Below are 12,411 nucleotides of genomic sequence, written 5' to 3'. Positions count from 1 at the left end.
CCGCTCTCAGCGGGCGGCTCCGGCGAGGCTGCCGGTCGTGCGCACGTTGGGTTCGTAGATCACGCACTGCACGACGCGGTCGCCTCCCTCGGTCCAGCTGCCCTCGGTCGGCACGTACGGGTACCAGTCGAGCACCGACTGGTCGTAGGCGAGCCCGACGAAGGTGTCGAACTGCGGCAGGCATTGCTCGTCGGCCGCGGAGTAGATGGCCTCCTGGCCGGGGAACTCGCCGTCGGGCAGGGTGAACTCGAAGTAGATCTCGTCGTCGTGCGGGTCGCCGCAGGGCACCGCCTCGACCTGCGAGACCTCTTCGCTGGTCGCCTCCTGCAGGCAGTCGCCGACGTTGAGGGCGAAGACATCGGCCGTTCCGCCCTCGGTGACCTCCTGCGTGTCGGCGTCGCGCGCGACGGTCTCGCCGCCGCCGCTGATGAGCCCCTGGATGGCGGAGCATCCGCCGAGGGCGACGACCGACGCGAGGGCGATGGCAGCGAACGTGGAACGGGCGAGCGAGCGCATGTGAGTCTCCTGTGAGGTCGGCGCTCTCACCCTAGCGAATGTCTGCGGCCCGCCGCGGACGGGGCACAGCCGGCGGAACCCGGTTCAGAGCAGGCCTCCGAGTCCGGCACCGGCGAGAGCGGCGACGACGGCGAGGGCGACCATCCCGACGGTGTTGAGCAAAGCCGCACCGTACCGTCGCTGTTGGATGAGGCGCACGCTTTCGAAGCTGGCGGTACTGAACGTGGTGTACCCGCCGAGCAGCCCTGTTCCGATGATGAGGCGCGCCGCATCCGGCAGGATGCCGCGGAAGGCGATCTCGGTGACGAAGCCGAGGAGCAACGCACCGGTGATGTTGATGATCATCGTGCCGATGGGGAACGCGGTTCGGGTATGGGCCTTGACGGTGCCGTCGACGACGAGGCGCAGCGCCGCACCGACTCCGCCCGCGACCGACAACGCCAGGAAGAGCACCGGAGTCACGACACGCCCTCCCGTTCGGCGTTCGGGTGCCGTCGGCGATGATGCGCGGCGGCCAGCGAGATCCCCGCCACGGTGGCGAGCGCCCCGACGACGACGGTCGTGGCGGCGTATCCGAGCCCGACCCAGGTATCGCCGTCGATGAGGAGGAAGACGGTGTCGGACGCCAGTGCGCTGTAGGTGGTGAACCCGCCGGCGAATCCTGTGCCCAGCAGCAGCCGCAGGATCCGCCTGCGCCCCTCGTCTGCCCCGCGCCGGGCGAGCGCCTCGAGCAGCACACCGAGGAACAGGGCGCCGACGACGTTGATGAGCAGGATCGCGACCGGGATGCCGTTGATCGACGGGATCGCGAGGCTGAGAGCCTCGCGCGCGGCGGTTCCGGCGGTTCCGCCGATGAACACCAGGCCGATGTACCGCCACCGGAGGTGGATCGGCCGGGCCGGCCCCGACGGCCGCGTATCCGATACCTCGGTATCGCTGTCGAGGGGCAGCATGCTGCCGGGGTCATCCCTCCTGCGGGTGGCCGGGTCGTGGGGATCGCTCATCGCAGTGCGCACCGGAGGCCGTCGCTGTGCGCCGCGGTCTCGACGGAGCGATAGGAACTCGTGCGGGCCATTCCGTTCCCCTTTGCTGCGGCGATCGCGTCGAACGTGTCGGAGGTGGTGCCGATCGAGCTGGGTTCGATCGGCGCTTCGTTCGAGTATCCCTCGGTCGCCGCGCCTCCGATACGCGCCGGGGCGGTGAGGGGGGAGATCGCCGTCTCTCGGCCCGACGGGTGCGTCGGCCCGGACGGGAGGAGGCCGCCCGTCGCCGCCGACCGTGCCCGTCAGTCGCGCGTCAGCCGCGCCAGCACGTGCTCGGGGGCCATGCCGTAGTTGTAGGCGTCGACGCGGTCGGCCCCCGCAGCGATCGCGGCGGCGTCCTTCTCGCGCCAGTGCGAGGCCGAGGTCGTGTCGGGATGGCCGGGGCGCAGAATCACGCGCAACTCCCGCTCGCCGATCGCCGCCCGCACCGACGCGACGTCGTCGTGCAGTCGCGCGGGGTCCTGCGCGTACCCGAGCACGGCGTAGGCGTCCACCTCGGAGGCGACGGCCGCCGGATCGATCGCGAGCCGCCACGCCTGGTCGGCGGCGAGCGCGTCGCGCGGGCGTCCGTCGTCGTAGCCGAGCACGGCCCCCGTCAGGTCCATGAACACGAGCCGCTGTCCGCGGGAGCGCACGATCGCGGCCACCTCGCCGGCGAGGTCGGTCACCGCCCGCTCACGGGCGGTGAGAAAGGCGAGCAGATCGTCTCCGATCGCCTCGGCGAGGGCGTCTCGCGTGGCCGGCAGCGCCGCGGCACCGGCCCACGCCGCATCCACTCGCTCCCGGCAGCGTGCGGCGAGCGATGCGGTGTCGACATCGCCCGCGCGTTCGACGCATGCCCCGCAGAAACACAGGCTCATCAGGGTCTCATCGCCGGCGCCCACCGGAGCGAAGCTGCGTTCGTGGTGGTGGCCGTGGCCGAAGGTCTGCTGACTCAGGGCCTCGGCGACGACGTCGAGCCCGCGAGAGGAGACGTCGTCGGCGAGCGCCAGCGCGTAGGCGCGGGCGAGGGGTGCCGCCGGGCAGAGGTTCGACAGGATCCGGTCGCCGAAGCAGTTCTCGGTCGCGGCAGACGGATGCTGTTCGCCGAGGCCCGTGTTGTGCAGGAACACCGTCCACGACTCGACGGCGGGCCGGTCGGGCGCGGCGAGCAGCTCGGCCACCGCCGCCCGCTCCTGCGCGGACTGCACGGACGGTCGCATCGGAGAGTTCGCCCACTTCTCGACGTCGGGTTCGAAGAACACCCCGTCGCGCCGGTACCTCAGCCGCGGACCCCGCGGGTGGGGCACCACGTCACGGGCCTGGTGGTAGGCGAGGGCGACGGCGAGCGTGTCGAAGCCGCCCCTGCGGGCGTCGTCGATCACGCGGTCGACGCCGTCGTCGACGAGGTCGCTCGGAAAGGTGTAGAGGCTGGCGGAGCGGGTCTGGGGCGGCATCGTTGTGTCTCCTCGGCGTGTAAACGTTACGTTTCAGCACTTGACGGGTTGACCGGTCAAGTGCGAGTGTATGGCCACGCTCCACCCTCGCACCCACCCGACATCACCAACCCGAAGGGCAGCATGAACACCTTTACCTGGAAGCGCGCGACGACGCTCGCCGCGGTCGCCGCCGTGACCGCACTCACCCTCTCCGCCTGCACCGACGGCGCGAGCGAGACCCCGGCCGCCGACGGCACCTACGTCATCGGCTACGACTCGTACTTCGTCGGCAACACCTGGTCGGCCCAGCTCGAGGCGGAGTTCACGGCCGCCACGAAGCGCGACGCCGATCAGATCTCCGACGTGATCATGACGCAGTCCGACAACGACGCGCAGAAGCAGATCTCCAACGTGCAGTCGATGATCGCCCGCAACGTCGACGCCATCATCGTCACCCCCATCTCGCCCGAGGGCATCGTGCCGGTGCTGCAGCAGGCCTCCGCCGCGGGCATCGACGTCATCCTGAACGCCTCCGGCGCCGAGACCGACGACTACACCTCCTACGTGAACGTCGACGACGAGTCGTTCGGCGCGACCGGCGCCGAGTGGCTGGTCGACAAGCTCGGCGGCTCGGGCCGCATCATCGCCATCAACGGCATCGCCGGCATCCCCACGAGCGACCTGCGCTACGCGGGAGCCCAGGCCGTCTTCGACGAGAACCCCGGCATCGAGGTCGTCTCCACGATCGACGGCGGCTGGGACCAGGCCACGACCAAGACCGCGGTCGAGGCCGTGCTCGCGGCCAACCCCGACATCGACGGCGTGTGGTCGCAGGGCGGGTCGATGACGCTCGGCGCCATCGAGGCGTTCGAGGCCGCGGGCGTGCCGCTCGTGCCGATGACCGGTGAAGACAGCAACGGCCTGCTGAAGAAGTGGCAGTCGCTCGTCGCCGCCGGCGAGACCGGTTTCGACTGCATCGCGGTCGCCAAGCCCACCTGGATCTCGGCGCAGTCGCTCGAGAACGCCCTCGCCGCCCTCTCGGGCACCGAGGTCACGAAGGACGACATCCTCGACCCCGAGGTCATCACGTCCGAGAACCTCACCGAGTTCGTGCGCGACGACCTGCCCGACAGCCTGTGGGTCAACACCCGCATGACCGACGACGAGATCACCGCCCTGTTCGGCTGAGCCCCGCACTCCCCCACGAAACGAGGACCTCCCCCGTGTCTCAGCCCGCCCTGACGTGCCAACACGTGTCGAAGTCGTTCGGCGCCACCCGCGCCGTGGTCGATGTCGACGTGACGCTGAACCGCGGGGAGATCCTCGCCCTCGTCGGCGAGAACGGTGCCGGCAAGTCCACCCTCATGAACATGCTCTCGGGCCTGCTCTCCCCCGACACCGGATCGATCACGATCGCCGACCCTCCCGAGGGCGGCCGCGCGGTGTCGATGGTGCACCAGGAACTGAGCCTGTTCGCCAACCTCACCGTCGCCGAGAACCTGTCCCTCGGCGACGGTGACACCACCCACCGGTCGGAGCGGGCGAAGCGCGATGTCGCCCGCTCCACCCTGGCGGGCCTCGGCGTCGACATCGACGTGGACGCGACGGTGGGCGACCTCACCGTCGGCCAGCGCCAGCTGCTCGAGGTCGCCAAGGCCATCGCGGTGACGCCGACCCTCCTCATCCTCGACGAACCGACCTCGTCGCTCGAGAACCCGCAGGTCGAGCTGCTCTTCGCCGCCGTGCGGCGACTGAGCGCCGCGGGGACAGCCGTCGTGTTCGTCTCGCACCGCATGGACGAGCTGTTCGAGCTCTGCGATCGCGTGCTCGTCATGCGCGACGGCCGGCAGGTCGACGAAGGCCCTCTGGCCGACCGCACCCGTGATCAGCTGGTCGCGTCGATGGTGGGCCGTGAGGCGAGCGACCTCTACCCCTCGCGCGAGGCGCGCGGCGACGAGAAGGATGCTGCCGGGCCCGCGGCCGTCGAACTGGTCGACGTCTCGCTCGAGGGAAGCCTGTCCTCCGTCGACCTCCGCGTCACCGCGGGGTCGATCACCGCGATCGCCGGACTCGAGGGCCACGGCCAGTCGGAGGTCGCCGAGGTGGTCGCGGGCGTCCGCACCCCCACGAGCGGAACGCTCCGCCGCGCCGGACGCCCGGTGCGTCTGCGCTCCCCGCGCCACGCGGTGCGTTCCGGCATCGGGTACGTCGCCCCCGACCGCCGCCTCGACGGACTGCTGCTCGACCAGTCGATCTCGGCCAACGCCCTGCTGGCGGCCATGCCGCGACTCTTCCCCTCCGGCATCGTCGGCCCGCGCCGCGCACGTCAGATCGCCCAGCGGGTGGTCTCGCACCTCGCGGTGAAGCACGCCGCTCTCACCCAGCCGATCGTCGAGCTGTCGGGCGGCAACCAGCAGAAGGTGCTCATCGGCCGCTGGCTCGTCGACGACGGCCTCGAGGTTCTGGTCCTGAACGACCCCACGCGCGGCGTCGACGTCGGCTCGCGCGCCCAGATCTACCAGAGCATCCGTGAACTCACCGAGCGGGGCGTCGCCGTGCTGCTCGTCTCGACCGACCTGCAGGAGATCCTCGGGCTCAGCGACGAGGTGTACGTCATGTACTCCGGCCGCATCACCGGTCGCCTCGACTCCCGCACCGCCACCGAGACCGCCGTCATGCACCTCGCCACCGGAGGAACCGCCGTTGTCTAGCGCCACCAGAGCCTTCCGCCCCCAGGCCCTCTCGACCACGTCGCTGCGTGCGCTGTCACGCGCGAAGTTCCTGTGGATCCTCGCCCTCGCCGTGATCGTCATCGCCTCGATCGCCCTCCCCGCCTTCCGCAGCACCGTCAGCGTCAATTCGCTCCTGGCGTCGCTCGCCCCCATCGTGCTGATCGCGGTGGGTCAGGGCATCGTCGTCATGTGGGGCGGCATCGACCTCAGCGTCGGTGCCATCGCCGGACTCGCCACCGTGGTGCTCTCTCTGAGCCCGGTGCTTCCCGGCGGGGCCGCCGTCGCCGTCCCGCTCGTGCTGATCGCCGGGCTCGTGGTGGGTCTCGCGAACGGTTCCGGAGTCATCGCGGGCATCAACCCGCTGCTGATGACCTTCGCCGCCTCCGGCGTCGTGCAGGGTTTCGCCCTGCTCCTGCAGTCGACCCCGGGCGCCGGCATCCCCCTGCCGCTGCTGACCGTGCTCGGAACGAGCCTCGGCGCTGTCCCCCTGTTCGCACTCATCGCGCTCGTCGTGCTCGTCGCCGCCTGGGCGTGGATGGGTCAGAGCCGCGCCGGCCGCTACGTGCAGGCCGTGGGATACGACCAGCGCATCGCGACGCGCCTGGGCTTCCCGGTGCGCCGCTCGGCGCTGCTCGTCTACGGCCTCTCGGGGGTCTTCGCGTCCCTCGGCGGCATGGCGATCGCCTCGCGCACGTACACGGCCGATGCCCTCGTCGGCGCCAGTTCGGTGATCGATTCGATCGCCACGGTGCTCGTCGCCGGTATCGTCATCACCGGCGGCATCGGCTCGCTCCTCAGCATCCTCCCCGCCGCGGTCATCATCGCCGTGGTGGGTCAGGTGATCACGCTGACCGGCACCGACACGTACTACCAGACCATCTTCAAGGGCGTTCTGCTCATCGCCGCGATGGGCGTGTACGGCCTGGCCGATCGGGGGCTGAAGATCCCGTGGCGGTTGAGGCCGAAAGACAAGGATGCTGCCCCCGCCCAGACCCGATCGGAGCCCGCGCGATGACCGCCCTCGATTCGCCACCGCTTCGCACCGATCGGCCCCGTTCGGGGTTCGGCTCGGCCCTCGGGCGCGTTCCCACCTCGCTGTGGGTCGCGTACGGTCTCACTCTCGCCTGTCTGATCCTGCTGGGCGTCAGCACGTCCGACGGGTTCAACCCCGACCGCTTGCTGCGCATCCTCTCCAACGCCGCACCGCTGGGCGTCGTCGCCATCGCGCAGACCATCGTCATCATCAACCGGGGCCTCGATCTCTCGGTCGGCCCGGTCATGAACTCCGCCGCGATCCTGACCGCGGTGCTCTCCGCCGCTCCCGGCGCGAGCCTGGCGACGACCGTGCCGCTCGTCGTGCTGATGGGTGCCGCGATCGGCCTCGTCAACGGCGTGCTGCTCGCCTTCACCCGCATTCCCCCGCTCCTCGGCACGCTGGCGACGGCGACGATCATCGGCGGCGTGAATGCCCTGGTCACCCGCGGTCAGCCGCGCGGCATCGTTCCCGACGAGCTGCGCGTGCTGGCCGACGGGCGCCTCTTCGGCACCCCCTTCTCGGCCTCGCTCGTCATCTGGATCGTGCTGCTCGTGATCGTCGGACTCATCCTCACGGGCACCGTGGCCGGCCGGCGCTTCAAGGCCGTCGGGGCGAACCCCCGGGCGTCGTGGCTGTCGGGCGTGCCGGTGCGCCGGCACACCCTCGTCGCGTACACCGCCTCCGGAACGCTGGCGGCGATGGCCGGCATCCTGCTGATCGCCTACTCGGGGTCGCCGTCTCTCACCGCCGGCGACAGCTACGCGCTGAACTCCGTCGTCGCCGCGGTCATCGGGGGGGCCGCCCTCGCCGGTGGCACCGGCGGCATGGTCGGCACGTTCGCCGGCGTCGCGGCGCTGGCCTTCCTCACCACGGTGCTCAACTCGTTCAACATCCCCTCCCCCGTGCAGTTCATCGTCAACGGCGGCGTGCTGATCGGGATGCTGCTGATCAACGGGCGCCTGTCGGCTCGGCGAGGTGCACGATGACCCGGTGGGCCGACCTCACCTGGCCCGAGGTGGCCGGCGCCGTCGAGAAGCAGCCGTGGGCACTGCTGTGCCTCGGCGCGGTCGAAGAGCACGGTCCGCACCTGCCGTTGGGCACCGACGCGTTCGCCGCGGAGGCGTTCTCGGCGCGGCTCGCCGATGAGGCCGGTCTGATCGAGCTGCCCGTGCTGCCGTACGGGCAGGTGTGGTCGCTCGAGTACTTCGACGGCAGCCTCTCGATCAGCGACGACACGCTCGTCTCGCTCATCGTCGACCTGGCCGAGGGGCTCGCCCGCAACGGCGTGCGCGGGCTCGTCCTCTTCTCGGCGCACCTGGGCAACGCCGCCGCGATGAAGGCCGCCACGCGCGCCCTCGAGGAGCTCGGCGGCCTGCCGGCGATCTCGCTGACCTACCCGGGGCTGGCCGAGGTGGCCGCCGCGGTGGCCGAGAGCCCGCGCAGCCACCCCGCCATCATGCACGCCGACGAGCTCGAGACCTCGATCATGCTGGCGCTGCGCGACGACGTGGTGCGCGTGGCCGACGCGGTCAGCGAATACCCCGACTACCCGGCGCATTTCGACGTCGCGCCGGTGCGATGGGACACCATCAGCGAGAGCGGCGTGTTCGGCGACGCGACGGCCGCGACCGCCGAGAAGGGTCGGCGCATCGTCGACCACGTGGTGGCGACCGCCGTGCGTCTGATCACGGCATGGAAAGAGGCGCAGAAGTGAGAGACGACGAAGAGGCGCTCGGCGCCGACGTGCTGCGCGACCTCGACACCGACTCGCACGTGAGTCGCTACCGTCAGATCGCCGACCAGCTGGCGGCCGTCATCCTCGATCAGCGTCCGGGCGTGCGGTTGCCGTCGGAGTTCGAGATCGTGCAGCGACTGTCGGTGAGCCGGGCGACGGCCACCCAGGCCCTCCGCGACCTCGAGCAGCGCGGCCTCGTCATCCGCCGTCAGGGCCGGGGCACGTTCGTGGCCGATTCGAGCCGAGCCATCCGGTCCAACCGCGCGGGCATCCTCCCGTCCTTCAGCGAAGACCTCCGCGCCGCGGGCCGCCAGACCCGCGAGCAGGTCATCACGCTCGAGGTCGTCGGCGCACCCAGCGAGGTCGCCGCGACCCTCGGGCTCATCGCCGGCGACGACGTGTGGCGCGTCGAGCGCCTCATCGTCAGCGACGGCGATCCCGTCGTGCACCTCACCTCCTGGCTCCCCTGCGCGCTCGTGCCGACGCTCACCCGCTCGGCGATCGAGCAGGGGTCGCTCTACGAGCAGCTCGAGAGGATCGACGGCTCGCCCGGCCGCCCGTGCTCGGCCGACGAGCAGTGGACCGCCGCATCCGCCCTCACCGAGACCGCGACGCTCCTCGCCGTCCCGCGCCACACCCCCGTCATGCGGGTCTCCCGCACCGCCTACCTGCACGACCAGCGCGCGGTGGAGTACTCCATCTCCTACGTGCGGGGCGAGATCTTCGCGGTGTCGCTGCACATCGACGCCCACAGCCACCGCAGCCTCGCGCAGATCGCCGAGGCTCCGTGAGCGCGACGACCGCGCTCAGTCTGGGCATCGACCTCGGCACGACCAGCACGAAGGCGCTGCTTCTCGACGCCGAGGGAACCGTCGTCGCGGTGGCGAGCGCCCACCACGGTATCGACCCCGTCTCCGACGGCGTGCAGGTCGATCCGGCCGTATGGATCGCTTCGGCGCGGCGGGCGGTGGCCGAGCTCGGCGCCTCGGTCGACCTCGGCCGGGTCTCGGCGATCGGGCTGAGCGGCAACATGAGCGCCGTCGTGCTGGTCGACGGCGCCCTCGATCCGGTGGTGCCCGCCCTGCTGCTCGCCGACCGGCGGGGCGCCGACGAGCTGCGCGCGCTCGACGACGACATCACGGCGCGGATGCTGCACCAGTCGGGCAATCTGCCGAGTGCCGTGTTCTCCCTCTCGAGCCTGCTGTGGTGGCAGTCGCGCTACCCCGAGACGCTCACCCACGCCCGCGCCTATCTCTCGGCGAAGGACTACCTGCGCGCCACGCTCACCGGCGACATCGCCACCGACGCGACCGATGCGTGGAACGCCCTGCTGCTGCGCCCGGACGGCCAGTGGGACGACGACCTCATCGCCGCGGTGGGGCTCCCCCGTCACCTCTTCCCCGCCGTGCTCCCGAGCTCGTCGACGGCCGGCACCGTGCACGAGGGCGCCGCGGCCGCGTTCGGCCTGCCGCTCGGGGTGCCGGTCGCGATCGGTGCGGGCGATGTCGCCGCGACGCTCGAGGGGCTCGGGGGCATCGACGGCGACGAGGTGGCCGTGGCACTGGGCACCTCCGCCGTGATGATGGCCGCCATCGATCCGGCCTCGGGTTCGGGTTTCGCCGACGGCGCCTTCACGCAGCATCCGGCCGTCGACGGCACGCGATTCGCGCTGGCCTCGCTGCTGACCGGCGGGCTCGCGCTGAACTGGCTGCGAGCCACCGTCGGCGCCGCGGCGATCGCGGAGGCGCCGTCTGATCCCGACCCCGACGATCCGCTGTGCTTCCTCCCCTACCTCGCCGGCACGGGGAGCCCCGATTTCGACGAGCGCGCTACCGGGGCGGTCATCGGCCTCACACCGACGACGAGCGCACCGCGAATGGTGTCGGCGGCGCTCGAGGCGATCGCCTTCGACCTGGCCGATCTCATCGACAGGCTCGAGCACGACCGCGCCACCCCGTACCGTCACATCACCGCGTGCGGCGGGGGGACGAACGTCGCCGCGTGGCCGCAGATCATCGCCGACGTGACCGGCCTTCCGGTGCGCGTGGTCGCCCAGGCCGACCTCGCCGCGGTCGGCGCCGCCCAGCTCGGGTGGGCCGCCGTCGGCCACCGGGTGCACGCGCCCCGCGCCGAGCGCGCGGTGCTCCCCCGGCCTTCCTTCGCCGACGCCTGGCGTCGCCGCCACGACCGTTTCCGCACCGTGCGCCGCGCGCTCCTCGAGCTCGAGCGGCAGCCCCACACCCCCGATCCCCCGTCACAGAAAGCAGCAACATGATCCGCACCGTCACCGGAGACATCCACTCCGACGACCTCGGCTTCACCTACTCGCACGAGCACCTGCTCGGCGCACCTCCCGCGCACAAACGGGTCGACGAAGATCTCGTGATCCTCGACCCGGCCATGGCGAAGGTCGAGGCCCAGGCGGCCCTCGACGTCGGAGTGAAGAGCCTGTACGAGGCATCGGCGTGGGACTACTCGCGTCAGCCCGAAGACCTGCGCCGCATCTCGGAGGAGACCGGCCTGCAGATCATCGCGTGCGGCGGGTTCAACAAGGGCGAATGGTTCGACGACCTGCTCGCCGATCACTCGATCGAGCAGCTGCAGGCGCAGATCGTCGCCGACGTCACCACCGGCATGAACGGCACGACCGTGCGCGCCGGTGCCATCAAGTACGGCACGAGCTACAACCGGGTCACCCCCGCCGAAGACCGCGTGCTGCGCGCCGCCGCACGCGCCCACCGCCAGACCGGCGCCGTGCTGCACGGCCACACCGAGACGGGCACGATGGCGATCACCCAGCTCGACATGCTCGAGGAGGAGGGCGTCGACCTCAACCGGGTCGGCATCGTGCACCTCATGCGTAACCCCGACCCCTACGTGCACAAGCAGATCGCGAAGCGCGGCACCTACCTCTGCTACGACGGGTTCGCGAAGATCAAATACTTCCCCGAGAGCACGCGCATCCACGTGATCCTCGACGTCGTCGAAGCCGGGTACGCCGACCGCATCCTCATCGGTGGCGATCTCGCACGTCGCACCGACCTCACCGCCTACACCGGGGGCCCGGGCCTGCACTACATCGCCGGCGCCTGGCTGCCGCGCTTCCGCGACGAGCTCGCCCAGCGCCACTACTCGCAGGCCGACATCGACGAGCTGGTGCGCCTGTTCTTCGTCGAGAACCCGAAGCGCTACTTCACCTTCGGCGAGCCCTACTGAGCCGCGCTTCCGCCCGCACCCGCACCACCTCGAACGGAACCGTCATGCCCCACGCCCCCCTGCCCGCCATCTCCGACGCCGGTGTCATCGCGACCCTGCGCGCCCCGAGCGCCGACGCGGCCTACCGCGCCGTCGACGCCCTGGTCGAGGAGGGCCTCGTCGCGATCGAGGTCACGTACACGACTCCGGATGCGGGGGCGGTCATCGCCGGCGTCGCGGAGCGGTTCGGTGATCGCGTGCTGCTCGGTGCCGGCACCCTGACCACGGTCGCGCAGGTCGAGGAGGCACGCGCGGCCGGGGCGGTGTTCCTCGTCTCCCCCGGGTTCGACGACGAGGTGACCCCCGCGATCATGGCGTCGGGGGCGATGTCGATGATCGGCGGCTACACCCCCACCGAGGTGCAGCGCCTTCGCCGGATCGGCGTCGACGTGGTGAAGTTCTTCCCGGGCAGCATCGGCGGACCGGCAGCGCTCAAGGCGCTGCGCGGCCCGTTCCCCGACGTCACCTGCATCCCCACCGGGGGCGTGAACGCCGAGAACCTGGGCGACTGGCTCGCCGCCGGCGCCGTGGCCGTCGGCGCGGGCAGCGAGCTGCTGCCGGCGGCCGCGGTGCGCGACGGCGATGCCGAGACGATCCGGGCGAACGCTCGCCACTTCCTCCAGGCGCTGCGCACCGCCCGAGCCTGACCGACCCGGGCCGAGGCCCGGCACCCGAC

13 protein-coding genes are annotated in these 12,411 nt (G+C 71.3%); 9 read left to right on the top strand and 4 right to left on the bottom strand.

Annotated elements, in window-relative coordinates:
- Positions 1-6: 6 nt before the first annotated feature.
- The 4 genes from DEU34_RS03005 to DEU34_RS02985 all read right to left on the bottom strand — a co-directional run bounded on the left by DEU34_RS03005 (position 7) and on the right by DEU34_RS02985 (position 2,995).
- The gene (locus tag DEU34_RS03005) at positions 7-516 is read right to left on the bottom strand and encodes a septum formation family protein (RefSeq protein ID WP_121148739.1); all 510 of its coding nucleotides are present in this window, start codon (positions 514-516) and stop codon (positions 7-9) included.
- A gap of 84 nt (positions 517-600) precedes the next feature.
- Positions 601-978 (bottom strand): fluoride efflux transporter CrcB, encoded by a 378-nt coding sequence (gene crcB, locus DEU34_RS03000; RefSeq protein ID WP_121148737.1) that lies wholly within the window; start codon positions 976-978, stop codon positions 601-603.
- On the bottom strand, positions 975-1,520 hold the full coding sequence (locus DEU34_RS02995; protein WP_310793498.1) for a CrcB family protein: 546 nt from the start codon (positions 1,518-1,520) through the stop codon (positions 975-977). The genes crcB and DEU34_RS02995 overlap by 4 nt, the downstream gene beginning before the upstream one ends.
- A gap of 281 nt (positions 1,521-1,801) precedes the next feature.
- The gene (locus DEU34_RS02985) at positions 1,802-2,995 is read right to left on the bottom strand and encodes a hypothetical protein (protein WP_183042338.1); all 1,194 of its coding nucleotides are present in this window, start codon (positions 2,993-2,995) and stop codon (positions 1,802-1,804) included.
- A 123-nt stretch (positions 2,996-3,118) separates the two neighbouring features.
- Between DEU34_RS02985 and DEU34_RS02980 the strand changes: the two genes are divergently transcribed.
- From DEU34_RS02980 to DEU34_RS02940, 9 genes are read left to right on the top strand one after another with little or no spacing between them, the layout of a single operon-like run.
- Positions 3,119-4,165 (top strand): ABC transporter substrate-binding protein, encoded by a 1,047-nt coding sequence (locus DEU34_RS02980; RefSeq protein ID WP_183042337.1) that lies wholly within the window; start codon positions 3,119-3,121, stop codon positions 4,163-4,165.
- Between the two features lie 35 nt (positions 4,166-4,200).
- Positions 4,201-5,688 (top strand): sugar ABC transporter ATP-binding protein, encoded by a 1,488-nt coding sequence (locus tag DEU34_RS02975; RefSeq protein WP_183042336.1) that lies wholly within the window; start codon positions 4,201-4,203, stop codon positions 5,686-5,688.
- Positions 5,681-6,724, top strand: a complete 1,044-nt coding sequence (locus tag DEU34_RS02970) for an ABC transporter permease (RefSeq protein ID WP_183042335.1) — start codon at positions 5,681-5,683, stop codon at positions 6,722-6,724. The genes DEU34_RS02975 and DEU34_RS02970 overlap by 8 nt, the downstream gene beginning before the upstream one ends.
- Positions 6,721-7,731 (top strand): ABC transporter permease, encoded by a 1,011-nt coding sequence (locus DEU34_RS02965; RefSeq protein ID WP_121148726.1) that lies wholly within the window; start codon positions 6,721-6,723, stop codon positions 7,729-7,731. Before DEU34_RS02970 ends, DEU34_RS02965 begins: the two co-directional genes overlap by 4 nt.
- A complete protein-coding gene (locus DEU34_RS02960) occupies positions 7,728-8,459 on the top strand; it encodes a creatininase family protein (protein ID WP_121148724.1) in 732 nt (243 codons plus the stop codon). Before DEU34_RS02965 ends, DEU34_RS02960 begins: the two co-directional genes overlap by 4 nt.
- Positions 8,456-9,271 carry a GntR family transcriptional regulator gene (locus DEU34_RS02955; protein WP_183042334.1) on the top strand — a complete coding sequence of 272 codons (816 nt, stop codon included), beginning with the start codon at positions 8,456-8,458 and terminating at the stop codon, positions 9,269-9,271. Before DEU34_RS02960 ends, DEU34_RS02955 begins: the two co-directional genes overlap by 4 nt.
- Positions 9,268-10,755, top strand: a complete 1,488-nt coding sequence (locus tag DEU34_RS02950) for a xylulokinase (protein WP_121148720.1) — start codon at positions 9,268-9,270, stop codon at positions 10,753-10,755. The genes DEU34_RS02955 and DEU34_RS02950 overlap by 4 nt, the downstream gene beginning before the upstream one ends.
- A complete protein-coding gene (locus tag DEU34_RS02945; protein ID WP_121148718.1) occupies positions 10,752-11,696 on the top strand; it encodes a phosphotriesterase in 945 nt (314 codons plus the stop codon). Before DEU34_RS02950 ends, DEU34_RS02945 begins: the two co-directional genes overlap by 4 nt.
- Before the next feature lie 44 nt (positions 11,697-11,740).
- Entirely contained in the window at positions 11,741-12,382 is a 642-nt protein-coding gene (locus DEU34_RS02940; RefSeq protein ID WP_121148716.1) for a bifunctional 4-hydroxy-2-oxoglutarate aldolase/2-dehydro-3-deoxy-phosphogluconate aldolase, read from the top strand.
- Positions 12,383-12,411: the final 29 nt, after the last annotated feature.

It is taken from the genome of Microbacterium sp. AG1240 (assembly GCF_003635115.1).
In the GTDB taxonomy this organism is placed as follows: Bacteria; Actinomycetota; Actinomycetes; order Actinomycetales; family Microbacteriaceae; genus Microbacterium.
This window is presented reverse-complemented; position numbering and strand designations above follow the sequence as displayed.

Bases quoted from the DNA above. Each gene is read 5' to 3' on its own strand.
- DEU34_RS02960 (WP_121148724.1), top strand. From the start codon at position 7,728: ATGACCCGGTGGGCCGACCTCACCTGGCCCGAGGTGGCCGGCGCCGTC.
- DEU34_RS02985 (WP_183042338.1), bottom strand. From the start codon at position 2,995: ATGCCGCCCCAGACCCGCTCCGCCAGCCTCTACACCTTTCCGAGCGAC.
- DEU34_RS02945 (WP_121148718.1), top strand. From the start codon at position 10,752: ATGATCCGCACCGTCACCGGAGACATCCACTCCGACGACCTCGGCTTC.
- DEU34_RS03005 (WP_121148739.1), bottom strand. From the start codon at position 516: ATGCGCTCGCTCGCCCGTTCCACGTTCGCTGCCATCGCCCTCGCGTCG.
- DEU34_RS02995 (WP_310793498.1), bottom strand. From the start codon at position 1,520: ATGAGCGATCCCCACGACCCGGCCACCCGCAGGAGGGATGACCCCGGC.
- DEU34_RS02965 (WP_121148726.1), top strand. From the start codon at position 6,721: ATGACCGCCCTCGATTCGCCACCGCTTCGCACCGATCGGCCCCGTTCG.
- DEU34_RS02940 (WP_121148716.1), top strand. From the start codon at position 11,741: ATGCCCCACGCCCCCCTGCCCGCCATCTCCGACGCCGGTGTCATCGCG.
- DEU34_RS02980 (WP_183042337.1), top strand. From the start codon at position 3,119: ATGAACACCTTTACCTGGAAGCGCGCGACGACGCTCGCCGCGGTCGCC.